General features: G+C 71.5%; 21 protein-coding genes. 8 read left to right on the top strand and 13 right to left on the bottom strand.

Annotated elements, in window-relative coordinates; all coding sequences use genetic code 11:
• Nucleotides 1-6 precede the first annotated feature (6 nt).
• On the bottom strand, nucleotides 7-627 hold the full coding sequence (locus ACIQR3_RS08205; protein ID WP_215165840.1) for a heme-copper oxidase subunit III: 621 nt from the start codon (nucleotides 625-627) through the stop codon (nucleotides 7-9).
• Nucleotides 628-819: 192 nt separating this feature from the next.
• Here ACIQR3_RS08205 and ACIQR3_RS08200 point away from each other — a divergent pair, with 192 nt between their 5' ends.
• Complete coding sequence (locus ACIQR3_RS08200) at nucleotides 820-1,221, top strand: hypothetical protein (protein WP_215165839.1); 402 nt, start codon at nucleotides 820-822, stop codon at nucleotides 1,219-1,221.
• A gap of 25 nt (nucleotides 1,222-1,246) precedes the next feature.
• Here the strand turns inward: ACIQR3_RS08200 and ACIQR3_RS08195 are convergent, their stop codons facing one another.
• The 4 genes from ACIQR3_RS08195 to coxB all read right to left on the bottom strand — a co-directional run bounded on the left by ACIQR3_RS08195 (nucleotide 1,247) and on the right by coxB (nucleotide 5,734).
• Complete coding sequence (locus tag ACIQR3_RS08195) at nucleotides 1,247-2,521, bottom strand: Ig-like domain-containing protein (protein ID WP_403535853.1); 1,275 nt, start codon at nucleotides 2,519-2,521, stop codon at nucleotides 1,247-1,249.
• Nucleotides 2,522-2,649: 128 nt separating this feature from the next.
• Nucleotides 2,650-3,048, bottom strand: coding sequence for a cytochrome c oxidase subunit 4 (locus tag ACIQR3_RS08190; protein WP_215165835.1), 399 nt, complete (start codon nucleotides 3,046-3,048; stop codon nucleotides 2,650-2,652).
• Nucleotides 3,045-4,778: a cytochrome c oxidase subunit I gene (ctaD, locus tag ACIQR3_RS08185; protein ID WP_403535849.1), complete on the bottom strand. Its 1,734-nt coding sequence runs from the start codon at nucleotides 4,776-4,778 to the stop codon at nucleotides 3,045-3,047. The genes ACIQR3_RS08190 and ctaD overlap by 4 nt, the downstream gene beginning before the upstream one ends.
• Nucleotides 4,775-5,734 (bottom strand): cytochrome c oxidase subunit II, encoded by a 960-nt coding sequence (coxB, locus tag ACIQR3_RS08180; protein ID WP_403535846.1) that lies wholly within the window; start codon nucleotides 5,732-5,734, stop codon nucleotides 4,775-4,777. The genes ctaD and coxB overlap by 4 nt, the downstream gene beginning before the upstream one ends.
• 282 nt (nucleotides 5,735-6,016) lie before the next feature.
• On the opposite strand from coxB, the gene ACIQR3_RS08175 reads away from it, so the two are divergent.
• Complete coding sequence (locus ACIQR3_RS08175; protein WP_403535843.1) at nucleotides 6,017-7,393, top strand: cysteine desulfurase/sulfurtransferase TusA family protein; 1,377 nt, start codon at nucleotides 6,017-6,019, stop codon at nucleotides 7,391-7,393.
• Nucleotides 7,394-7,472: 79 nt separating this feature from the next.
• Here ACIQR3_RS08175 and ACIQR3_RS08170 read toward each other — a convergent pair whose 3' ends face one another.
• Nucleotides 7,473-8,447, bottom strand: a complete 975-nt coding sequence (locus ACIQR3_RS08170; RefSeq protein ID WP_403535841.1) for a carbohydrate kinase family protein — start codon at nucleotides 8,445-8,447, stop codon at nucleotides 7,473-7,475.
• A 168-nt stretch (nucleotides 8,448-8,615) separates the two neighbouring features.
• Between ACIQR3_RS08170 and ACIQR3_RS08165 the strand changes: the two genes are divergently transcribed.
• Together ACIQR3_RS08165 and ACIQR3_RS08160 are read left to right on the top strand one after the other, a co-directional pair.
• Nucleotides 8,616-8,837 carry a hypothetical protein gene (locus ACIQR3_RS08165; RefSeq protein ID WP_403535838.1) on the top strand — a complete coding sequence of 74 codons (222 nt, stop codon included), beginning with the start codon at nucleotides 8,616-8,618 and terminating at the stop codon, nucleotides 8,835-8,837.
• 95 nt (nucleotides 8,838-8,932) lie between these two features.
• Nucleotides 8,933-10,324: a hypothetical protein gene (locus tag ACIQR3_RS08160; RefSeq protein ID WP_403535835.1), complete on the top strand. Its 1,392-nt coding sequence runs from the start codon at nucleotides 8,933-8,935 to the stop codon at nucleotides 10,322-10,324.
• A 78-nt stretch (nucleotides 10,325-10,402) separates the two neighbouring features.
• Here the strand turns inward: ACIQR3_RS08160 and ACIQR3_RS08155 are convergent, their stop codons facing one another.
• Nucleotides 10,403-10,759, bottom strand: a complete 357-nt coding sequence (locus tag ACIQR3_RS08155; RefSeq protein ID WP_004989079.1) for an iron-sulfur cluster assembly accessory protein — start codon at nucleotides 10,757-10,759, stop codon at nucleotides 10,403-10,405.
• A 253-nt stretch (nucleotides 10,760-11,012) separates the two neighbouring features.
• Between ACIQR3_RS08155 and nadA the strand changes: the two genes are divergently transcribed.
• Nucleotides 11,013-12,197 (top strand): quinolinate synthase NadA, encoded by a 1,185-nt coding sequence (nadA, locus tag ACIQR3_RS08150; protein ID WP_403535832.1) that lies wholly within the window; start codon nucleotides 11,013-11,015, stop codon nucleotides 12,195-12,197.
• Between the two features lie 93 nt (nucleotides 12,198-12,290).
• On the opposite strand, the gene ACIQR3_RS08145 is transcribed toward nadA, so the two are convergent.
• The 5 genes from ACIQR3_RS08145 to ACIQR3_RS08125 all read right to left on the bottom strand — a co-directional run bounded on the left by ACIQR3_RS08145 (nucleotide 12,291) and on the right by ACIQR3_RS08125 (nucleotide 18,754).
• Nucleotides 12,291-15,410 carry an efflux RND transporter permease subunit gene (locus ACIQR3_RS08145; protein ID WP_403535829.1) on the bottom strand — a complete coding sequence of 1,040 codons (3,120 nt, stop codon included), beginning with the start codon at nucleotides 15,408-15,410 and terminating at the stop codon, nucleotides 12,291-12,293.
• A 154-nt stretch (nucleotides 15,411-15,564) separates the two neighbouring features.
• Nucleotides 15,565-16,248 (bottom strand): response regulator transcription factor, encoded by a 684-nt coding sequence (locus tag ACIQR3_RS08140; RefSeq protein WP_215165821.1) that lies wholly within the window; start codon nucleotides 16,246-16,248, stop codon nucleotides 15,565-15,567.
• Nucleotides 16,245-17,573 (bottom strand): sensor histidine kinase, encoded by a 1,329-nt coding sequence (locus tag ACIQR3_RS08135; RefSeq protein WP_403535826.1) that lies wholly within the window; start codon nucleotides 17,571-17,573, stop codon nucleotides 16,245-16,247. Before ACIQR3_RS08135 ends, ACIQR3_RS08140 begins: the two co-directional genes overlap by 4 nt.
• Before the next feature lie 67 nt (nucleotides 17,574-17,640).
• Complete coding sequence (locus tag ACIQR3_RS08130) at nucleotides 17,641-17,925, bottom strand: hypothetical protein (protein WP_403535823.1); 285 nt, start codon at nucleotides 17,923-17,925, stop codon at nucleotides 17,641-17,643.
• Between the two features lie 43 nt (nucleotides 17,926-17,968).
• A complete protein-coding gene (locus ACIQR3_RS08125; protein ID WP_403535820.1) occupies nucleotides 17,969-18,754 on the bottom strand; it encodes a PspA/IM30 family protein in 786 nt (261 codons plus the stop codon).
• A 315-nt stretch (nucleotides 18,755-19,069) separates the two neighbouring features.
• Between ACIQR3_RS08125 and ACIQR3_RS08120 the strand changes: the two genes are divergently transcribed.
• The 3 genes from ACIQR3_RS08120 to ACIQR3_RS08110 all read left to right on the top strand — a co-directional run bounded on the left by ACIQR3_RS08120 (nucleotide 19,070) and on the right by ACIQR3_RS08110 (nucleotide 21,857).
• Nucleotides 19,070-19,693 carry a DUF3043 domain-containing protein gene (locus tag ACIQR3_RS08120; RefSeq protein ID WP_403535817.1) on the top strand — a complete coding sequence of 208 codons (624 nt, stop codon included), beginning with the start codon at nucleotides 19,070-19,072 and terminating at the stop codon, nucleotides 19,691-19,693.
• Between the two features lie 86 nt (nucleotides 19,694-19,779).
• A complete protein-coding gene (locus ACIQR3_RS08115) occupies nucleotides 19,780-20,517 on the top strand; it encodes a class I SAM-dependent methyltransferase (RefSeq protein WP_403535814.1) in 738 nt (245 codons plus the stop codon).
• A 287-nt stretch (nucleotides 20,518-20,804) separates the two neighbouring features.
• Nucleotides 20,805-21,857, top strand: a complete 1,053-nt coding sequence (locus ACIQR3_RS08110; RefSeq protein WP_403535812.1) for a S1C family serine protease — start codon at nucleotides 20,805-20,807, stop codon at nucleotides 21,855-21,857.
• A gap of 42 nt (nucleotides 21,858-21,899) precedes the next feature.
• Here ACIQR3_RS08110 and ACIQR3_RS08105 read toward each other — a convergent pair whose 3' ends face one another.
• Nucleotides 21,900-22,112 carry a hypothetical protein gene (locus ACIQR3_RS08105; protein WP_215165812.1) on the bottom strand — a complete coding sequence of 71 codons (213 nt, stop codon included), beginning with the start codon at nucleotides 22,110-22,112 and terminating at the stop codon, nucleotides 21,900-21,902.
• Between the last annotated feature and the right edge of the window lie 83 nt (nucleotides 22,113-22,195).

Raw genomic sequence — 22,195 nt, 5'->3', positions numbered from 1 at the left:
CCGCGCCTACTTGATCATGTAGATCGTGGCGAAGAGGCCGATCCAGACGACATCGACGAAGTGCCAGTAGTAGGACACGACGATGGCGGCGGTCGCCTGCTCGTGGGTGAACCTCCGGGCCGCGTAGGTACGGCCGAGGACCAGCAGGAAGGCGATGAGACCACCCGTCACGTGCAGGCCGTGGAAGCCGGTGGTCAGGTAGAACACCGAGCCGTAGGGGTCGGAGGACAGCGAGAGGCCGTCCTTCTTGACCAGCTCGGTGTACTCGAACACCTGACCGCCGATGAAGATCGCACCCATGATGAAGGTGACGATGAACCACATCCTGAGCTTCTTCACGTCACCGCGCTCGGCGGCGAACACGCCGAGCTGGCAGGTGAGGGAGGAGAGCACCAGGATCGTGGTGTTGGTCGCCGAGAACGGGAAGTTCAGGGCGGACGCCATTTCCTTCCAGTGATCGGGACCCGTCACCGATCGGAGGGTGAAGTACATCGCGAAGAGGGCCGCGAAGAACATCAGCTCGGAACTCAGCCAGATGATGGTTCCGACACTGGTGAGGTTCGGCCGGTTGACCGACGGGTGCGCGTGCCCGGTATCTACTGTCGTTGCTGTCGCCACGACCGACATTATGTCGGTCGCTTATCCCGCCCTCACTCCCGGGGGTGCCGTTCGGAGTGTTCACCCCTCCCGGACTGCCCGTATGGCCCAGCGAAAGGCCGCGGGAAGCCGTGTTTCGCCCGGTGTTGACGGGGTGTGGGAGGGAGTAGCATCCCGCGCAACGGGCTACCGCCCAACGGGCTACGACCTCTCGGAGGAAGCATGCAGCCGACCGTCACGGTACTGGTCTACAGCGACGACTCCACCACGCGGGAGCAGGTGCGGCTGGCGACCGGCCGCAGGCCCGCTCCGGACGTGCCCGTCGTGGAGTTCCTGGAGTGCGCGACGCCGGCCGCGGTCCTGAAGGAGCTGGACCGGGGCGGGGTCGACGTGTGCGTGCTGGACGGCGAGGCGGTGCCGATGGGGGGAATGGGGGTGTGCCGGCAGATCAAGGACGAGGTGTTCGCCTGCCCGCCGGTGCTGTTGCTGATCGGACGTCCGCAGGACGCGTGGCTGGCGACGTGGAGCCGGGCGGACGCGGCGGTGACCTTGCCGGTGGAGCCGGTGGAGTTCGCCTCGGCGCTGGCGTCGCTGCTGCGGCAGCGGAAGTTGCAGAGCGCGTAGTAGCTCGGCTCGTCGAAAGAGCTCCTCACGCGACCGTCGGGCGCAGACGGGCCGTGTCCTCCGGCCGGGTCGCCTTCGGGTTGCCGCCGGTGAGGGCGCTGCCCGTGCGCCACTTGTCCCAGTCGAGGTTCCAGTCGCCGAAGCCGTTGCCGAAGGTCTCCATCGTGTCGCCGTAGGAGTTGACGACCTCGACCAGGTCGCCCTCGCGGACGGTGTCGAAGAACCACTCGGCGTTGCCGGTGCTCATGCCGGTGCAGCCGTGGCTGACGTTGGCCGAGCCCTGGGAGCCGACCGACCAGGGGGCGGCGTGCACGTACTCGCCGCTCCAGGTCACCCGGGTGGCCCAGTGCACGGGCAGGTCGTACGACTCCGAGGAGCCCTCGGCGATGCCGACGGTGGTGCTGCGCATCCGGACGAACGGCTCCTTGCCCAGCACGACCTTGACGCCGTTGCGGGTCTCGAAGCCGGGTTTGCCGGTGGTGACCGGGATCTGCTTGATCTCCTCGCCGTTGCGGAACACCGTCATGGTGTGGGACGCGGCGTCCGTCACGGCGATGACGCGGTCGCCGATGGAGAGCTTCAGCTCCTCGGTCCGGCCGCCCCACATCCGGTCGCCGATCTTGATGCCCTCCAGGGTGGAGCGGGCCCGGACGGTGGCGTGGGCGGGCCAGTAGTCCTTGGGGCGGTAGTGCAGCTCCTCGTCGTCCACCCAGTGCCAGGCGCCCTCGACCGCGGGCGTGGACTCCACCTTGAGGGCCCGTTCGACGGTCCTGCGCTGGGCCGGGTCCTTGACGGGCTCGCTCAGCTCGGCGGTGACCGGCTGGCCGACGCCGTAGGTGCCCGCCTCGGGCCCGAAGGTGATGTCGAGGCGCTTCTTGGCGGCGGGTTTGCCGGTGTCGAAGGTGAGCACCTTGCGGCCGGGTGCGCCGTCCGCGCTCTCGGTGCTGACCCGGACCGTGTAGGAGGCGTTCGCGGCCAGCGGTGAGGTGCTGTGCCAGCGGGCGCCGTCGGCGGAGAGTTCGCCCGCCACGTAGCGGCCCGCCGCGTCCTTGGCCGTGACGTCCGTGATGCGCCCGTCGGAGCCCTCGGCGACGACCTCCAGGGGCTTGTCGGGGTCGGCCTTCTTCCCCGCGCCCACGGGACCGTTGAAGGTGATGGTGCCGGCCGCGTCGTACGGCGCCGCCGCCAGCGGGTTCTCGTCGCCGTCGCAGCCGGTGGCGCCCGCGCCGAGCGCCATGACCAGCAGCGTGCAGCCGACGGCGGTGCGCCTCCGTGCCGGGAAGTGAACGAAGTGGCTCATGGCCTCAACGTAGGAAGCCCGGCGCGGTGCGGCGCGGTGGGTAAGCCGGACGGGTGGCGCGCTGCGCCGAAAGAAGGAGCCCGGACCCTCCTGGCGGAGTGTCCGGGCCCTTCGGATGACCGGGTGTGCTACTGGGTGCGGTTCTCACCGCGGTAGTACTCGAAGACCCAGCCGAACAGACCGATGAGCAGCAGCGGGGCCGAGAAGTACATCAGCCACCAGCCGATCGCCACGGCCGTGAAGGCGAACGCGCCGCCGATGGCCAGGGAGAGCGGCTGCCAGCTGTGCGGGCTGAAGAACCCGACCTCGCCGGCCTCGTCGGCGACGTCCGCTTCCTTGTTGTCCGAGGCGCTCGCGTCGACCCGCTTGGCGGTGAAGCCGAGGTAGAAGCCGATCATGATCGAGAGCCCGAAGGCCAGGAAGAGCGCCGTGGTGCCGGCCGGCTCCTTCGACCACACGCCATAGACGATCGCCATGACGAGGATGAAGACGCTCAGCCAGATGAACATCTTGCCCTGGATCTTCACTTGCCGGCCTCCTTGCCGCCAGCGAGGGCCTTGTCACCGTGGCCGACGTTCTCCAGCTGGTCGAGCGCGGAGATCTCCGGGTGGTGCAGGTCGAAGGCCGGGGATTCGGAGCGGATGCGCGGCAGCGTGAGGAAGTTGTGCCGCGGCGGCGGGCAGGAGGTCGCCCACTCCAGCGAACGGCCGTAGCCCCACGGGTCGTCCACATTGACCGGCTTGCCGTACTTGGCCGTCTTCCAGACGTTGTAGAAGAACGGCAGGATCGACATGCCGAGCAGGAACGAGCTGATCGTCGAGATCGTGTTCAGGGCGGTGAAGCCGTCGGCCGCCAGGTAGTCGGCGTACCGGCGCGGCATGCCCTCGGCGCCCAGCCAGTGCTGGACCAGGAAGGTGCCGTGGAAGCCGATGAACAGCGTCCAGAAGGTGATCTTGCCGAGGCGCTCGTCGAGCATCTTGCCGGTCCACTTCGGCCACCAGAAGTGGAAGCCGGCGAACATCGCGAAGACGACGGTGCCGAAGACCACGTAGTGGAAGTGGGCCACCACGAAGTACGAGTCCGAGACGTGGAAGTCCAGCGGCGGGGCCGCGAGGAGGACACCGGTCAGACCACCGAAGAGGAAGGTGATCAGGAAGCCGGTCGACCACAGCATCGGCGTCTCGAAGGACAGGCTGCCCTTCCACATGGTGCCGACCCAGTTGAAGAACTTCACACCGGTCGGGACCGCGATCAGGAAGGTCATGAAGGAGAAGAACGGGAGCAGCACGCCACCGGTGACGTACATGTGGTGCGCCCACACCGTGACCGACAGACCCGCGATCGCGATGGTCGCGCCGATCAGGCCCATGTAACCGAAGATCGGCTTGCGGGAGAAGACCGGGATGATCTCACTGACGATGCCGAAGAACGGCAACGCGATGATGTACACCTCTGGATGCCCGAAGAACCAGAACAGGTGTTGCCACAGCAACGCGCCGCCGTTGGCCGCGTCGAAGACATGGGCACCGAACTTGCGGTCCGCCTCCAGGGCGAACAGGGCCGCGGCCAGCACCGGGAAGGCGAGCAGGACCAGCACACCGGTCAGCAGCACGTTCCAGGTGAAGATCGGCATGCGGAACATCGTCATGCCCGGAGCGCGCATGCAGATGATCGTGGTGATGAAGTTGACCGAGCCGAGGATCGTACCGAAGCCGGAGAAGGCCAGACCCATGATCCACAGGTCACCGCCGACGCCCGGCGAGTGCACCGCGTCGGACAGCGGGGAGTACGCGAACCAGCCGAAGTCGGCCGCGCCCTGCGGGGTGAGGAAGCCGGCCACCGCGATCAGCGAGCCGAAGAGGTACAGCCAGTAGGCGAACATGTTCAGCCGCGGGAACGCCACGTCGGGCGCGCCGATCTGCAGCGGCATGATCCAGTTCGCGAAACCGGAGAACAGCGGCGTCGCGAACATCAGCAGCATGATCGTGCCGTGCATCGTGAACGCCTGGTTGAACTGCTCGTTCGACACGATCTGCAGGCCCGGACGGGCCAGCTCGGCGCGCATGAGCAGCGCCATGACGCCGCCGATGCAGAAGAAGGCGAACGACGTGGCCAGGTACAGCGTGCCGATCGTCTTGTGGTCCGTGGTGGTCAGCCACTTGACGACGACTTCGCCGCGCCGTTGGCGCCGGACCGGCAGCTCGTCCGCGTAGTGGGACCCTGCCGCGGCACCCTGGGGTTCGTTGAGGATGCTCACAGGTTGTTCGTCTCCCGGTTCTTCTCGTGGTCCGTCTGGGCGATGCCCGCGGGCACGTAACCGGTCTGCCCCTTCTTCACGAGGTCCTTCAGGTGCTGCTCGTAGCGCTCCTGGGAGACGACCTTGACGTTGAACAGCATCCGGGAGTGGTCGACGCCGCAGAGCTCGGCGCACTTGCCCAGGAAGGTGCCCTCCTTGTTGGGAGTCACCTCGAAGGCGTTGGTGTGGCCGGGGATGACGTCCTGCTTCATCAGGAACGGCACCACCCAGAAGGAGTGGATGACGTCACGGGAGGTCAGGACGAAGCGGACGCGCTGGCCCTCGGGCAGCCACAGGGTGGGGCCGGGGTTGTTCGTCTGCTCGTTGCGGGTGCCCGGGGTACCGCAGTCGTAGACGCCGCCCGCGTTGTCGGGGAAGGCCTCCTTGTAGCGGTCCGGGATCGCGTCCAGTTCCGTGGCCGTCTTGGCGTCACCGGTGGAACCGTCGACGTTCTCGACGTAGTTGAAGCACCAGCTCCACTGGAAGCCGACCACGTTGACCGTGACGGCCGGCTTCTTGTCGAGCTTGAGCAGTTCGGACTCGTCGCGGGCGGTGAAGTAGAAAAGCACCGAGACGATGACGAGCGGAACCACGGTGTACAGCGCCTCGATGGGCATGTTGTACCGGGTCTGCGGAGGAACCTCGACCTTGGTGCGGCTGCGCCGGTGGAAGAAAGCACTCCACAGGATCAGGCCCCACACCAGCACGCCGACGGCGAGCGCGGCAGCCCAGGAACCCTGCCAGAGGGAGAGGATCCGCGGAGCCTCTTCCGTGGTGGGGGTGGGCATACCAAGGCGGGGGAAGTCCTCCCATGTGCAACCGGTGGCGGTCGCCAGGACCAGGCCCGCGGTCAGTGCCTGCAGCAGCTTCCGCCGCATCGGGCGCCGCGGCGAGCGGTCGGAGCCGTTGGGACTCACGTAGCGCCTTCCCGAGAGTCTCGCCCGCGCGGTCGGCTGCGGCCTTCTCGCTGGTCGGTCGCCGCCCTGCGTCGGGCAGGGGTTTGGATGTTTATGCGGACCAAACCCTAGCCGACGCTCTCCGAGGGTTCGCGGGGAGGGGTGCCTAGTGGGGAGGGTGGTTCGCTGGTTTGGCGGGTGCGGGTGCGCGGGGGCTGGTCGCGCCCCGCGGCGGAGCCGCATATCGATACTGCCCGCGCCCCTTTCCGGCGTTTGAGTGAGCGGGCGTTTAGCGTTTGCCGTATGGGCTACTTCGACGCTGCTTCCGGCGCTCCTCTTCATCCTGTCGCTCGGCAGGCGCTGTTGGCCTCCTTGGACGAGGGGTGGGCCGATCCTTCGCGGTTGTACAGGGAGGGGCGGCGGGCGCGGATGCTGCTGGACGCGGCGCGGGAGGCGGCGGCGGAGGCGGTGGGGTGCCGGGCGGACGAGCTGGTGTTCACGCCGTCCGGGACCCGCGCCGTGCACGCGGGTGTGGCGGGGGCGCTGGCCGGGCGCCGGCGGGTCGGGCGTCACCTGGTCGTGTCAGCCGTCGAACACTCGTCGGTGCTCCATGCGGGTGAGGCGCACGAGGCCGAGGGCGGGACGGTCACCCAGGTGGGCGTGGACCGTACGGGCGCGGTCGGTCCGGAAGCGTACGCCGCCGCCCTGCGCGAGGACACCGCGCTGGCCTGTCTCCAGTCGGCCAACCACGAGGTGGGTACCGAACAGCCGGTGGCGCGGGTGGCCGAGGCGTGCCGGGCGGCCGGGGTGCCGCTGCTGGTGGACGCGGCCCAGTCGCTGGCCTGGGGGCGGGTGGAGGGGGACTGGTCGCTGCTGACGGGGAGCGCCCACAAGTGGGGCGGGCCGTCGGGGGTCGGGCTGCTCGTGGTGCGCAAGGGCGTGCGGTTCGCGCCGGTGGGGCCGGGGGACGAGCGGGAGTCCGGGCGGGCGGCCGGGTTCGAGAACCTCCCGGCGATCGTGGCGGCGGCGGCGTCGCTGCGGGCGGTGCGCGCGGAGGCGGCCCAGGAGGCGGCGCGACTGCGGGAACTGACGGACCGGGTCCGGGCGCGGGTGCCGGAACTGGTGGCGGACGTGGAGGTGGTCGGCGATCCGGAGCGCCGGCTGCCGGGGATCGTGACCTTCTCCTGTCTCTATGCCGACGGGGAGACCTTGCTCCACGAGCTGGACCGCGCGGGCTTCTCCGTCTCCTCCGGGTCGTCCTGCACGAGCAGCACGCTGACGCCGAGTCATGTGCTGCGGGCGATGGGCGTGCTCAGTGAGGGGAATGTGCGGGTCTCGCTGCCGTTCGGGGCGGAGGAGGCGGAGGTCGAGCGGTTCCTGGAGGTGCTGCCGGGAGCGGTGGCGGGGGTGCGGGAGAAGCTGGGGGCTCCGACGCCGGCCACCGTGGTGGAGCGGGACGCCCTGGTGGTGGACGCGCTCGGCAAGCTCTGCCCGGTCCCGGTCATCGAACTCGCCAAGGTCATCGGCGACGTCCCGGTGGGCGGCACGGTCCGCGTCCTGGCCGACGACGAGGCGGCCCGCCTGGACATCCCGGCGTGGTGCGCGATGCGGGGGCAGGAGTACGTAGGTGAGGAGAGGGAGGAGAGGGGAACCGCTTACGTGATCCGCCGGCTCGGGTGACTGACCTCAGGGGCGCGGGGGACTGCGCGCTCAGCCCCCCACACACCCGCACCCGCACCCGCACCCGCACCCGGAAAACTCAGCCCAGATGCCCCCGGACCTCCGCCGCCGCCTCGTCCCCGTACGCCTTGGTGAAGCGCTCCATGAAGTGCCCGCGCCGCAGCTGGTACTCCTGCGTCCCCACCGTCTCGATGACGAGCGTCGCCAGCATGCAGCCGACCTGGGCGGCGCGCTCCAGGCCGACGCCCCAGGCCAGGCCGGAGAGGAACCCGGCGCGGAAGGCGTCGCCGACGCCCGTGGGGTCGGCCTTGCGCTCCTCGTCCGGGACGCCGACCTCGATGACCGGCGCGCCGGCCCGCTCGATGCGCACGCCCCGCGCGCCGAGGGTGGTGACGCGGTGGCCGACCCGGCCGAGGATCTCCTCGTCGCTCCAGCCGGTCTTGGTCTCGATGAGCCCCTTCTCGTACTCGTTGGAGAAGAGGTACGTCGCCCCGTCCAGCAGGATGCGGATCTCGTCGCCCTCCATGCGGGCGATCTGCTGGGAGAAGTCGGCGGCGAACGGGATGTTCCGCGTCCGGCACTCCTCCGTGTGGCGGAGCATCGCCTCCGGGTCGTCCGCGCCGATGGAGACCAGGTCGAGGCCGCCCACGCGGTCGGCGACGGTCTTCAGCTCGATGAGGCGGGCCTCGCTCATCGCACCCGTGTAGAAGGAGCCGATCTGGTTGTGGTCGGCGTCGGTGGTGCACACGAAGCGGGCGGTGTGCAGGGTCTCGGAGATGCGGACCGAGTCGGTGTCGACGCCGTGCCGCTCCAGCCAGGCGCGGTACTCGTCGAAGTCCGGGCCCGCCGCGCCGACCAGGATCGGGCGGGTGCCGAGCTGGCCCATGCCGAAGGCGATGTTGGCCCCGACGCCGCCCCGGCGGACGTCGAGCTTGTCGACCAGGAAGGAGAGCGAGACCGTGTGCAACTGGTCCGCGACGAGCTGGTCGGCGAAGCGGCCGGGGAAGGTCATGAGGTGGTCGGTGGCGATGGAGCCGGTGACTGCGATGCGCACGGCGTGAACTCTCTCCTGGAGGGAGGTGGGTTGGCAGTTCACGCTACCCGGTCGGCGCGGGCCGTCGAAGCGGGCCTCGGGGGCGGCTGCCGGGCGAGCACCGGAACGGGAGGAAATACCCGATAGTAGGGCTTTCTTCGCGGGCCGACCCGTGCCTACGGTGCCCTCATGACGAACACCGAGATCCGCCCCCGCCCCCGCGTCCGCCCGGCCGCCGAGCCCGACGGGGAGCTGGCGGCGCTGCGCGGCGACTGCGCCCGGATGGCGCCGCACTGGCCGTCCGCCGAGCGGGCCCCGGCCCGGCCGGTGCCGCCGTCGCTGATCCACGGGGTGACCGTGCCGCCGGCCTCGGCCCGGCTGCTGGAGGCGATGGAGGGGTACGGCGACTGAGGCCGTCCGGGTGACCGCGGCGCCCGGTCCGGGAACCGGATGTTCCCGCGCCGCGTCCCATCGTCGTCCCCCGTGACCGGCGAAGGAGCGATGCGGTGAACACCGAACGACCCGACCACGACGGCACCGGGGGCGACGGCACGCGGGCCGGCCGGCGGCGGTCCCGGGGGCTGCTGACCGCCTCGGTCGCGGCGGCCGTGCTGCTGGCCGGAGGCGGCGGAGCGTACCTGGCGGCGACCGCCTCCGGGGGTGCCGGCGGCGGTACGTCGTCCGGGGCGTCGGACGGCGGCACTCCCCCGCCGCTGGCCCTCGACTCCCCCGCCGCCGACGGCGGCGCCACCGCCTACCGGGCCGGCGGCCCGCTTCCGGACGGTCCGGACTCGGCGCCGGTGTACCGGGCGACGGGCCAGGTCACCGAGGCGGAGGTGGCCCGGCTGGCCGAGGCGCTCGACCTGACGGGGAAGCCGGTGGTCCGGGGAGCTTCCTGGACGGTCGGGTCGGTCAAGGACGGGTCGGGTCCCCTCCTGCGGGTGGAGCGGAAGGCGCCGGGGAACTGGACGTTCCAGCGGTCCGCGGCGGCCCGCGACACCTGCGGGCCGAAGGACAAGGTCTGCGTGACCGCCCCGACGGGCGCCGACCCGGTCGGCGAGGCGACGGCGAGGAAGGCGGCGGCGCCGGTGCTGGCGGCGGTGGGCCAGGGCGGGGCCGGGGTGGACGCCGGGCAGGTGATGGGGGCACGGCGGGTGGTGAACGCCGACCCGGTGGTGGGCGGGCTGCCGACCGAGGGCTGGACGACCGGGGTGATCGTCGGCGCGGACGGCACGGTGGCCGGGGGCAGCGGGCGGCTGAAGGCGCCGGTGAAGGGGGACACGTACCCCGTCCTGGACGCGGAGCGGACCCTCGCCCTGATGGAGAAGGCGCCGGCGGCGAAGGGCGACTGCGCCAGCGCCGTACCGCTGGAGGGCGGGGCGGCGACCTGCGGGACGGAGCCGGAGCGGGCGGCGGCCACCGTCGAGCGGGCGGTGTTCGGGCTGGCGGCGCAGCCGGTGCGGGGGCGGGCGACGCTGGTGCCGTCCTGGCTGTTCGAGGTGCGGGAGCCGGGGGCGGCGGACACCGTCACGGTGACGCATCCGGCCGTGGACCCGAAGTACGTGACGTCGTCGCGGCCGTCGCCGCGGCCGTCCGCCGAGCGGGACGTGGAGGTGACCGGGTACACCGCCGAGGGCACCGACCTGACGCTGCGGTTCACGGGCGGGGTGTGCGCGACGTACGACGCGGCGGCGGACGAGGAGTCCGGGCGGGTGCGGGCCGAGGTCACCGAGCACTCCGACCCGGACCGGGTCTGCGTCCTGATCGCCAAGGAGTACGAGCTGACCGTGGAACTGGACGAGCCGCTCGGCGACCGGGCGGTGGTCGGGTCGGACGGCGAGCGGATCCCGCTCGCCAAGGAGGGCGCGCGACTGCCGGCGCCGACCGGGGGCGGGTGACGCACGAGGGCCGGTGACACACGAGGGCGGCGCCCCGGGAGGTCCCGGGGCGCCGCCCTCGTCACGGCCGGGTGCGGCTCAGCTGAAGGAGTCGCCGCAGGCGCAGGAGCCCGTCGCGTTCGGGTTGTCGATCGTGAAGCCCTGCTTCTCGATCGTGTCGACGAAGTCGACGGTGGCGCCGCCCAGGTACGGGGCGCTCATCCGGTCGGTGACGACCTTCACGCCACCGAAGTCCTTGACGACGTCGCCGTCGAGGGAGCGCTCGTCGAAGAAGAGCTGGTAGCGCAGGCCGGAGCAGCCGCCGGGCTGGACGGCGACACGCAGCGACAGGTCGTCACGGCCTTCCTGGTCGAGCAGGGCCTTGACCTTGGCCGCGGCGGCGTCGGTCAGGATGATGCCGTCGGTGACGGTGGTGGTCTCGTCCGATACGGACATCTACATCTCTCCCGGGTTGTACGGAGACTGCTTGCCGACGGTTGCAACCGACGGGGCCCCGGATTCATTCCGGGCCGGACCCGAGCGATTTCCCCTCGGTCCGTCTCTTCATGCTCGCACACGGGCCCGGGGACGGTCAGGGGCGCGGGCGCCGGGATTCACGTCACACCGACACAATGGGCATCGTCAAACTGACGTGAAGCGGATATGATAGATAGCGTCAATTCGACGAAAAGTAGAAAGGGTGCGTGCCGTGACCACCGCCCAAGCCCAGGAGCTCGACGTTCAGCCGACTCCGCTCGCCCTGCTGCTCCTCGGCCGCGAGGCCGACCCGAGGAGCGAGCGCGGTGTGGAGTGCCCGGGTGATCTGCCCTCGCCCTCCGACCCGGACCTGGTCGCCCGCGCCCGCGCGGCCAAGGAGAAGCTCGGGGACAAGGTCTTCGTGCTCGGCCACCACTACCAGCGCGACGAGGTCATCCAGTTCGCCGATGTCACGGGTGACTCGTTCAAGCTGGCCCGGGACGCCGCCGCGCGCCCGGAGGCCGAGTACATCGTCTTCTGCGGCGTGCACTTCATGGCGGAGTCGGCGGACATCCTGACCTCCGACGACCAGAAGGTCGTGCTGCCCGACCTCGCCGCCGGGTGCTCGATGGCCGACATGGCCACCGCCGAACAGGTCGCCGAGTGCTGGGACGTGCTGACCGAGGCGGGGATCGCCGACCGGGTCGTGCCCGTCTCGTACATGAACTCCTCCGCCGACATCAAGGCGTTCACCGGCAGGCACGGCGGGACGATCTGTACGTCGTCCAACGCCGAGCGGGCGCTGAACTGGGCGTTCGAGCAGGGCGAGAAGGTTCTCTTCCTGCCCGACCAGCACCTCGGCCGCAACACCGCCGTCCGTGACCTCGGCATGTCCCTGGAGGACTGCGTCGTCTACAACCCGCACAAGCCGAACGGCGGGCTGACCGCCGGGCAGTTGCGGGACGCCAAGATGATCCTGTGGCGCGGGCACTGCTCGGTGCACGGCCGCTTCAGCCTGGAGTCGGTCGAGGACGTGCGCGCCCGCATACCCGGCGTGAACGTGCTCGTGCACCCCGAGTGCCGGCACGAGGTCGTCGCGGCGGCGGACCTCGTCGGCTCGACCGAGTACATCATCAAGGCGCTGGAGGCGGCCCCGGCCGGGTCCAAGTGGGCCATCGGGACCGAGCTGAACCTCGTACGGCGGCTGGCGAACCGTTTCGCCCCGGAGGGGAAGGAGATCGTCTTCCTCGACAGGACGGTCTGCTTCTGCTCGACCATGAACCGGATCGACCTGCCGCACCTGGTGTGGGCGCTGGAATCCCTGGCCGAGGGGACGCTGGTCAACCGGATCGAGGTCGACAAGGAGACGGAGGCGTTCGCGAAGCTGGCGCTGGAGCGGATGCTGGCGCTGCCGTAACGGTTCCTTTCCCACCCGCCCGTACTGCTTCTCATGGCGAGGGCCCCGTCCGACCACCTTCGGTGGCGGACGGGGCCCTCGCCGTCTGCGGGATCAGACCTTCGCCGGCTCCGGTTCGTCGGCGGCTGCCGCCCGCGGCGGTACGTCGCCGCCCCGCTTCGCCGCCTTCTTCTTCGCGCGGCGCTCCTTGCGCAGCTCCAGCATCGCGTAGAGCGTCGGCACCAGGAGCAGGGTCAGCAGGGTCGAGGTGACCAGGCCGCCGATCACGACCACCGCCAGCGGCTGGGCGATGAAGCCGCCCTCGCCGGTGACGCCCAGGGCCATCGGGAGCAGGGCGAAGATGGTCGCCAGGGCGGTCATCAGGATGGGCCGCAGCCGGTGGCGGCCGCCCTCGATCACCGCTTCGACCACTCCGTAGCCCTGCTTGCGGTACTGGTTGATCAGGTCGATCAGCACGATCGCGTTGGTGACCACGATGCCGATCAGCATCAGCATGCCGATCATCGCCGGGACGCCCATCGGGGTGCCGGTGGCGATCAGCAGGCCGAGCGCGCCGGTCGCCGCGAACGGGATGGAGACCAGCAGGATCAGCGGCTGGGCCAGCGACCGGAACGTGCCCACCAGCAGCATGAAGACGATCGCGATGGCCGCGAGCATCGCCAGGCCCAGGTTGACGAACGCCTCGTCCTGGTCTGCGGAGACGCCGCCGATCTCGGCGGTGACGCCGGCCGGCAGGTCCAGGCCGTTGATCTCGGCGGTGAGGTCGGTGCTGACCGCGCCCGTGTTGTCGCCGGTCGGCCGGGCGGTGATGGTCGCGGCGCGCTGGCCGTCGATCCGGGTCATGGAGACCGGGCCGTCGACCAGCTTCACGGTGGCGATGTCGCCGAGTTTCACCGGGCCGAGCGGCAGCGCCTTCAGTTCGGCGAGGGTGTCGGCGGGCTTCGCCGAGGTGATGACGACGTCCCGCTCGGTGTCGTCGAGGACCGCCTTGGCCGCGGTGGTGCCGCGGACCGCCTGGGTGACGGCCGCGCCGAGGGTCTGGTCGGTGAAGCCGGCCGCGGCGGCGCGGTCGTTGGCCTTGACCGAGATGCGCGGCACGCTCTGCGACAGGTCGCTGGTGACGTCGGTGACGTCGTCGAGGGAGGCGACCGCCTCGCGGACCTCCTCGGCGGCCTTGCGCAGCGCGTCGGCGTCGGAGGACTTGACGACGACGCTCAGGTCCTGGCTGCCGAAGCCGTCACCGGCGGCGATGGTGGTGGTGCCGATGCCGTCGAGCTTCGCGAGCCCGGCCTCCAGGCTGTCCTGGACGTCGTCGGAGGAGGCCGAGTCCTCCAGCATGATCTGGTACGACGCCTGGTTGGTGTCCGTACCGCCGCCGAAGGCCGCCATGAAGCCGGACGAACCGATGGTCACCTGGAAGTCCTTGACGCCCTCGGTGCCCTCGATGAGCTGCTCGACCTTCTTCGCCTCGGCGTCGGTCGCCGCCAGGCTGGTGCCGGGCTTCAGCTCCTGCTTGACGCTGAGGACCTGCTGCTCGCCCTGGTCGAAGAAGTTGGTCTTGAGCAGCGGGGCCATGGCGAAGGTGCCGATCAGCACGACGACCGCGATGGCCACGCTGGTCAGGCGGCGCCGGGTGGCGAACCCCAGGACGGGGACGTAGAGGCGCTGGAGGCGGGACTTGGCCTCCTTCTCCTCCGCCAGGCGCCGGGCCTCGTCGGCGTCCTCGGGGGTTCCCTTGGGGGCGCGCAGGAACCAGTAGGAGAGGACCGGGACGACCGTCAGCGACACCAGCAGGGACGCGAGGAGCGCCGCGGTGACGGTGATGCTGAAGGAGCCGAACAGCTCGCCGACCATGCCGCCGACCAGGCCGATCGGCAGGAAGACGGCGACCGTGGTGAGGGTGGAGGAGGTGACCGCGCCGGCCACCTCGCGCACGGCCTTGAGGATGGCCTCCTGGCGTTCCTCGCCGTAGCCGAGGTGGCGCTTGATGTTCTCCAGGACCACGATCGAGTCGTCGACGACCCGGCCGATGGCGATGGTCAGCGCGCCCAGGGTGAGCATGTTGAGGGAGAGGTCGCGGGTCCACAGGACGATCAGCGCCAGCACCACGGACAGCGGGATGGAGACCGCGGTGACCAGGGTGGAGCGGACCGAGGCCAGGAAGACCAGGATGACGATCACCGCGAAGAGCAGGCCGAGGCCGCCTTCCGTGGTCAGGCCCTTGATGGCCTTGGAGACGGCCGGGCCCTGGTCGCTGACGACGGTCAGTTCCGCGCCGGAGCCGAGCTGTTCGCGCAGCTCGGGCAGCTTGTCCTCGACCGCGTTCGAGATGGCGACCGCGCTGCCGTCGCGGTCCATGGTGACGGCGACGGCGAGGCTGGGCCTGCCGTTGGTGCGGGTGAGGGAGTCGGCCGGGGCCTCCCGCTCCTCGACCTTCGCGAGGTCGCCGAGGCGCACCGGCTTCTTCACGCCCTCGCCGGTGACCATCAGGTCCTGGATCTGCTTCAGCGAGGTGAAACCGCCGCCGACCTGGACGGTGCGGTTGGCGCCGTCCTCGTCGAAGGAGCCCGAGGCGACGGTGGCGCCGCCGGCCTGGAGGGACGTGACCAGGGTCTGCGGGGTGACCCCGGCCCGGGCGAGCTTCGCGTCGTCGGGCGTGACCGCGACCTGCACGTCCCGCACGCCGTCGACGGTGACCTGGCCGACGCCGTCGATGTCCTCCAGCACGGGCACGACCGTCTTGTCGAGCTGGTCGGCCAGGGCCTGCTGGTCCTGCTCGGAGGCGACGGACAGCACCACGGCCGGCAGGTCGTCGGTGGAACCGGCCACGACCTGCGGGTCCACGTCGTCCGGCAGCGTGGCGCGGGCCCGGTTGACGGCCTGCTGGACGTCGGCGACGAGCTGCTGGGTGTCGGGGCCGTACTCGAACGACGCCATGATGACGGCGCTGCCCTCGCCGGCGGTGGAGGTGACGCCCGAGATGCCGTCGACCGCTTCGAGGTTGTTCTCGATCGGCTCGACGACCTGGTTCTCGACCACGTCCGGCGCGGCACCCTGGTACGGCGCGATCACGGACACCATGGGCAGTTCGATGGTGGGCAGCAGCTGCTGCTTGAGCTGGGGGATCGCGATCGCCCCGAAGACGAGCGCGATGATCGACATCAGCCCTATCAGGGCCCGTTGCGCGAGGCTGAATCTCGACAGCCAGGACATGGGTCAGGGTCTCTCTTCTGTGGCCTGAGCGAAGGACGGGCACAAGTGAGCGCCCACTCCACCACTTTGAGCCACGCGGGAGCGCCGTTCCCCCGACCACAGACCCATTTCCTTACGGCGCGCATACTCCGGCCGCAGTACGGCCGGGTGGACGTCACTCCACCCTTGGACGGACCAGTCCCGACTCGTAGGCGATGACCACCAACTGGGCCCGGTCCCGGGCGCCCAGCTTGCCCATGGCCCGGTTCACGTGGGTCTTCACGGTGAGCGGGCTGACCGCCAGGCGCTCGGCGATCTCGTCGTTGGAGAGCCCGCCGGCGACCTGCACCAGCACCTCCCGCTCCCGTACGGTCAAGGTGGCCAGCCGTTCGGAGCGGGCCGGGTCGCGGTCCTCGTCCAGGCCGCCGTCCTGGGCGAGGAAGCGGGCGATCAGCCCCTTGGTGGCGACCGGCGACAGCAGCGCCTCGCCGCCCGCCGCGACGCGTATGGCGCTGAGCAGCTCCTCGGGTTCGGAGCCCTTGCCGAGGAAGCCGGAGGCGCCCGCGCGCAGCGACCGCACCACGTAGTCGTCGACCTCGAAGGTGGTCAGGATGACCACGCGGACGGCGGCGAGGTCGGGGTCGGCGCTGATCATGCGGGTGGCGGCGAGCCCGTCGGTGCCGGGCATCCGGATGTCCATCAGGACCACGTCGGCCCGCTGCTCCTTGGCCAGCCGCACCGCCTGCGCGCCGTCGGACGCCTCGCCCACCACCTCCATGTCCGGCTCGGAGTCGACCAGCACCCGGAAGGCACTGCGGAGCAGCGCCTGGTCGTCGGCGAGCAGGACACGGATCGTCATACGGGGTCCTTCGCGGCGTCTGTTCGGTTCTCGGGCCGGTTCTCGGGTCGGTTCTCGGGCCGGTTCTCGGGCCGGTTCTCGGGTCGGTTCTCGGGCGGATTCCCGGCACGGTCCCCGGCCGGGCCCTTGAGGGGTTTCCCGGCTGGAAGGATCGCATGGACGCGGAAACCGGCTCCGTGCCGGGGACCGGTGGTGAGGACGCCGCCGACCGCGGTGACCCGCTCACGCATGCCGAGCAGTCCGTGTCCCCCGCCCGGGGCGGCCGGCTCCGCCTGCCCGGCGCCGTCGTCGAGCACGGTGATCTCGATGTCCGGCCCCACCCGTACGACGCTGACCTCCGCCTTCGCCCCGGGCCCCGCGTGCTTCTGCACGTTGGTCAGGGCCTCCTGGACGACCCGGTACGCGGCGAGGTCGACGGCGGTGGGCAGTTCGGTGCCCTGGTCGGCGCGGGCGGTCTCGACGTGCAGGCCGGCGCTGCGGAAGGTGCCGGCCAGTTCGTCGAGGCGGTCCAGGCCCGGGGCGGGTTCGGTCGGGGCCTCCGGGTCGCCGGACTGGCGGAGCAGGCCGACGGTGACGCGCAGTTCGTCGAGGGCGGAGCGGCTGGCCTGCCGTACGTGGGCGAGGGCCTCCTTGGCCTGGTCGGGCCGCTTGTCCATGACGTGCGCGGCGACCCCGGCCTGCACGTTGACCAGGGCGATGTGGTGGGCGACGACGTCGTGCAGGTCCCGGGCGATGCGCAGCCGTTCCTCGGCGACCCGGCGGCGGGCCTCCTCCTCGCGGGTGCGCTCGGCCTTCTCGGCCCGGTCCCGGATGGCCTGGACGAAGGCCTTGCGGCTGCGGACCGCGTCCCCGGCGGTGGCGCCTATGCCGGTCCAGGCCAGGACGGCGAGGTTCTCCTGGGCGTACCAGGGCAGGGGCCCGGCGAGCATGGCGGCGCCGGTGAGCACGACCATGGTGAGCAGTCCCGTCCGCCAGGTGGTGGACCGGTCGGTGCCGGCGGCGACGGTGAACAGGGCGATGACGGCCGACATCACGACGGGCGCGCGGGGGTCGCCGGTGACGCACTCGACGAGGGAGAACCCGCCGGTGAGCGCCAGGACGGCCAGCGGGGCGCGGCGGCGCAGGACGAGGGCGGCGGCGCCCGCCGTCATGAGGACCAGGCTGAGCGGGTCGGGCGTGCGCACGGCCCAGGAGACGCCGTCGGGGCCGTGCGGGTCGATGAAGGAGGCGGAGACCATGCACACCAGGACGGCCACCGCGAGGGCGGCGTCCGTGGCGGTGGGGTGGGCGCCCAGCCGGCAGCGGGCGCGGGTGAGTGTGCTCACGGCTGTCCACGGTAGCGGTGCGGAGGCCGGCCGGTCCGGTGTCCGGCGCGGGTGCGGCCGTCGGTCCTCAGGCGCCGCCCGGGATCAGTCCGTCGTCGCCGAGCAGTTCCCGTACGTCCTCCAGGGTCGCGTCCTCGGCGGGGAGGATCAGGTCGGACGGCTCCAGGGAGTCGTCGGGCAGGGGCGTGCCCAGTTCGCGGACCTTGGCGAGCAGGGCGGTGAGGGTGCGGCGGAAGCCGGGGCCGTCGCCGTCGTCCATCTCGGCCAGGAGCTCGTCGTCCAGCTTGTCCAGCTCGGTGAGGTGGCTGTCGGCCAGCCTCACCTGCCCCTCCCCCATGATCCGTACGATCATGTCGCCCTCCTCGGCGTGGGCTGTGCGTGGGCCACTGCGTCGGCTACTGCTTGTCGAACCGCGGGGTGTCCTGCGGCTGCTGCTGGGGCTGCTCGCTCTGCGCGCCGCCCTCGATGGCCGGCTTCCCGGAGGTGGAGCCTCCGGCCAGCTCGGCCTTCATCCGCTGGAGCTCCAGCTCTACATCCGTACCACCGGAGAGCCGGTCCAGCTCGGCCTGGATGTCGTCCTTGTGCATGCCGGACTGGTCGTCGAGGGCGCCGGAGGCGAGCAGTTCGTCGATCGCGCCGGCCCGCGCCTGGAGCTGGGCGGTCTTGTCCTCGGCCCGCTGGATCGCCAGGCCCACGTCGCCCATCTCCTCGGAGATGCCGGAGAACGCCTCGCCGATCCGGGTCTGCGCCTGGGCGGCGGTGTACGTCGCCTTGATCGTCTCCTTCTTGGTGCGGAAGGCGTCGACCTTGGCCTGGAGCCGCTGGGCCGCCAGGGTGAGCTTCTCCTCCTCGCCCTGGAGGGTGGCGTGCTGGGTCTCCAGGTCGGTCACCTGCTGCTGGAGGGCGGCGCGGCGGGAGAGCGCCTCGCGGGCCAGGTCCTCGCGGCCCAGCGCGAGCGCCTTGCGGCCCTGGTCCTCCAGCTTCGACGACTGCGACTGGAGCTGGTTGAGCTGGAGCTCCAGGCGCTTGCGGCTGGTCGCCACGTCGGCGACACCGCGGCGCACCTTCTGGAGCAGCTCCAGCTGCTTCTGGTACGAGTAATCGAGGGTCTCGCGCGGGTCCTCGGCCCGGTCAAGGGCCTTGTTCGCCTTCGCGCGGAAGATCATCCCCATACGCTTCATGACACCGCTCATGGGCTTCGCGCGCCCCCTTCTGACGGACTCCAGCTCCAGCACCTGCGACAGAACCCACAGTACGGGCCCTGCATCCATTACCGCACTGTTCGGGGACGGATGCGCTCATCCCCAAGGACGACTGCGTACGCTCCGGTATCCGGCGTGAGGAGTAGATGGCCCCCTGGTCTCCGGGTCGCTTCCGGGTGCGCCCGGGACGTGCCCGGAGATGTCCGGGGTGCACCCGGGGTGTACGCAACCGTCCCCTCTGTCCCCTGAGAGACGAACGGTGTTGCGGGATCGTTCCCCACCGGACTGACGTCCATGCGCCGTGAGCGCTTACCCTTGGGTTTTGTGTTCCGTAGCCGTGCCAAGGAAGAGAAGGCCGCGACCGTAGCGTCGCCGACCGACTCCAGTCAGCCCCGCGACCCGCAGGCCCCCAAAGGCCGCCCGACGCCCAAGCGCAGCCAGGCCCAGAGCAAGCGGCGCAGTGTCGCGAGTACGCCGATGACGCGCAAGGAGGCCGCCAAGCGGCAGCGCGAGGAGCGCCGTACCGCTCTGGAGCGCCAGCGCCAGGCACTCGCCAGCGGCGACGAGCGGTACCTGCCGGCCCGCGACAAGGGCCCGGTCCGCAAGTTCGCCCGGAACTTCGTCGACTCGCGGTTCAACATCGCGGAGTACTTCCTGCCGATGGCCGTGGTCATCCTGGTGATGAGCGCGCTCCCGGTGGTTGCGCTGAAGAACGTCGCGCTGCTGCTGTGGCTGGTCGTGATCGTGCTGATCGTGCTCGACTCGCTCGTCACCGGCGTCCGGCTGAAGAAGGCCCTGCGGGAGCGCTTCCCGGACGAGAACAAGCGCGGCGCGGTCGCCTACGCGCTGATGCGCTCCCTCCAGATGCGTCGGCTCCGGCTGCCGAAGCCGCAGGTCAAGCGCGGGGAGCGGCCCTGAGCGGGATCCCGTTCGCCGGGGATGCGGCGGCGGTCCGCCTGGACGGCCCCGGCGGCGGTCTGCGGGACGTCGTACGGCAGGAGCTGGTGGCCCGGCAACTGGACGAGCAGCTCGTCGGGCGGTTCCCGGTGGGCCGGCGGCTGCGGGTGCTGGACGTCGGCATGGGGCGGGGCACCCAGGCGCTGCGGCTGGCACGGGCCGGGCACCAGGTGACCGGCCTGGAGCAGGACGCCGTACTGATCGCCGCGGCCCGCGAGGCCCTCGCCGGGCAGCCGCAGGGCATCCAGGACCGGATGCGGATCATCGAGGGCGACGGCCGGGACACCGGCGTGCACTTCCTGCCGGGCAGCTTCGACGTGGTGCTGTGCCACGGCGTGCTGATGTACGTCGAGGAGCCCGACCCCCTGCTGGCGGGGATGGCGCGGGTGCTCGCCCAGGGCGGGCTGCTGTCGCTGGTGGTCCGCAACGGCGACGCGCCGGCGATGCGGCCGGGCCTGACCGGCCGGTGGGCCGACGCCCTGGCGGCCCTGGAACCGGCCGCCCAGGTCCCCCGTTCCCGTACCGACCCGGACGAGGAGCAGCCCTCACGGGCGGGCTCCGGCGTCCGCGCGGACCGGCGGGCGGCGCTGACCGCGACGCTCGCGGGGATCGGCGCACCGCTGCACGCCTGGTACGGCGTACGGGTCTTCACGGACACCGCGCCCGACGACACACCGCTCCCGGACGACCTGGAGACGCTGCTGGCGGCGGAGGAACGGGCGGGGCGCACCGACCCGTACCGGGGAGTCGCGGCCCTGCTGCACCTGTGCGGGGTACGGGGCTGAGAGCCCGGCGGTCGCGGCGCCGACGGCACCGGGCGCACCGCGCCCGTCCGGCGCCCGCCAGGACCGGGCAGCCGCGCCGGCGCGGCACCACCGCGCCCGAGCGGGACACACGGCGGCCGGCCCCGCCGAGCCCCACCCGGGCGGCACACACCTCCGCACCCCCGGAGACACACCCAGAGACACATCCGGAGACACACCCTGACCGGACCGGTCGGCGCCGGGGCGCGCCGCGCCCGTTCGGGTGCCCACCGGGGGCCGGGCGGGCGCCGTCTGGTGAGACTCGGTGCATGGACGTCCTCCGCCTGCGTGCCGCCGCCTCCCTGACCGCTCTCGGCTGCTGCGCCGCCGTCCTCGCCGGATGCTCGGAGGCCGGCGTGGAGCGCGAGCGGACGGCGCGGGCGGCGGCGCCGCGGGCCGCGCAGGGGCTGGAGAGCGACTACCGGCGGGTGATCGACGACGTCCTGCCGTCGGTGGTGCAGATCCAGGGCGCCGAGGACCTGGGGTCCGGCGTGGTCTACGACGACGAGGGGCACATCGTCACCAACGCGCACGTCGTCGGTGACCAGCGCGTCTTCCGGGTGACCACCGCGCACAGCGAGGACCCGCTGCCCGCCCGGCTCGTCTCGTCGTACCCGGAGCAGGACCTCGCCGTGGTGAAGCTGGACCGGGTGCCGGACGGGGTGAAGGCGGCCGCCTTCGGGGACTCCGCGAAGGTGGCCGTGGGCCAGATCGTGCTGGCGATGGGCTCGCCGCTCGGGCTGTCCTCCAGCGTCACCCAGGGCATCGTCTCCGCGACCGGCCGGACCGTCACCGAGCGCGGCGACGGAGGCGGCACGGGCGCGACGCTGGCCAACATGGTGCAGACCTCGGCGGCCATCAACCCCGGCAACAGCGGCGGCGCCCTGGTCGACCTCGACGGGCAGGTGATCGGCATCCCGACGCTCGCCGCGACCGACCCGAACCTCGGCGGCGGCGCGGCGCCCGGCATCGGGTTCGCGATCCCGGCGTCGATGGTGAAGACGGTCGCCGGGCAGATCGTCCGGGACGGCAAGGTGACCGACTCGGGCCGGGCGGCGCTCGGCATCACCGGCCGTACGGTCGTCGACTCCGGGTACCGGGCCGCCGGGGTGGCCGTCGTCGAGGTGCGGGACGGCGGCGCGGCCGAACGGGCGGGGCTGGAGTCCGGGGACGTCGTCACCGCGCTGGGCGACAGCGACGTCACCACGGTCACCTCGCTCGCCGAGGCCCTGGCCCGGCTGCGGCCCGGGGACCGGACGACGGTGACGTTCACCCGGAACGGCGACGAGCGGACCGCGGAGGTGACGCTGGACGAGCAGTGAGCCGGGGGCGGCGACGCTGGTGGCCGCCCGCCCCCCGGCCGGCTACGCGTCCTCGCCGTGCAGGCTCATCGGGCCGTAGATCTCCGTGGCGTCCTCGAAGAGCCGCACCTGGTCCGTGCCGCCCTCCTTGAGGTCCTTCCAGTACTCGCCGATCCACGACTCGGCGTCCCCTTGCGTCGTGAACTCCTCCGGCTGCACCGAGGGCTGGACCTCCGTCCCGTCGGCCGTCTCGAACCGCCACGTCCATGCCGCCATGTACGCCTCCCAGATGTGAGCACATGCGATGCGGTCACCGGATCTTGGTCCGGCTCCCGGTCGCAGCCTATGCGCTCGGCCGG

Source organism: Streptomyces sp. NPDC090994, assembly GCF_044768905.1.
Classification (GTDB): Bacteria; Actinomycetota; Actinomycetes; order Streptomycetales; family Streptomycetaceae; genus Streptomyces.
The sequence above is the reverse complement of the archived record's forward strand: the minus strand, read 5'-3'. Positions and strand labels throughout refer to the sequence as shown.

Coding starts and splice junctions, on each gene's coding strand:
- ACIQR3_RS08205 (WP_215165840.1), bottom strand. CDS start 627: ATGTCGGTCGTGGCGACAGCAACGACAGTAGATACCGGGCACGCGCAC.
- ACIQR3_RS08200 (WP_215165839.1), top strand. CDS start 820: ATGCAGCCGACCGTCACGGTACTGGTCTACAGCGACGACTCCACCACG.
- ACIQR3_RS08195 (WP_403535853.1), bottom strand. CDS start 2,521: ATGAGCCACTTCGTTCACTTCCCGGCACGGAGGCGCACCGCCGTCGGC.
- ACIQR3_RS08175 (WP_403535843.1), top strand. CDS start 6,017: ATGGGCTACTTCGACGCTGCTTCCGGCGCTCCTCTTCATCCTGTCGCT.
- ACIQR3_RS08165 (WP_403535838.1), top strand. CDS start 8,616: ATGACGAACACCGAGATCCGCCCCCGCCCCCGCGTCCGCCCGGCCGCC.
- ACIQR3_RS08155 (WP_004989079.1), bottom strand. CDS start 10,759: ATGTCCGTATCGGACGAGACCACCACCGTCACCGACGGCATCATCCTG.
- ACIQR3_RS08145 (WP_403535829.1), bottom strand. CDS start 15,410: ATGTCCTGGCTGTCGAGATTCAGCCTCGCGCAACGGGCCCTGATAGGG.
- ACIQR3_RS08140 (WP_215165821.1), bottom strand. CDS start 16,248: ATGACGATCCGTGTCCTGCTCGCCGACGACCAGGCGCTGCTCCGCAGT.
- ACIQR3_RS08130 (WP_403535823.1), bottom strand. CDS start 17,925: ATGATCGTACGGATCATGGGGGAGGGGCAGGTGAGGCTGGCCGACAGC.
- ACIQR3_RS08125 (WP_403535820.1), bottom strand. CDS start 18,754: ATGAAGCGTATGGGGATGATCTTCCGCGCGAAGGCGAACAAGGCCCTT.
- ACIQR3_RS08120 (WP_403535817.1), top strand. CDS start 19,070: ATGCGCCGTGAGCGCTTACCCTTGGGTTTTGTGTTCCGTAGCCGTGCC.
- ACIQR3_RS08110 (WP_403535812.1), top strand. CDS start 20,805: ATGGACGTCCTCCGCCTGCGTGCCGCCGCCTCCCTGACCGCTCTCGGC.
- ACIQR3_RS08105 (WP_215165812.1), bottom strand. CDS start 22,112: ATGGCGGCATGGACGTGGCGGTTCGAGACGGCCGACGGGACGGAGGTC.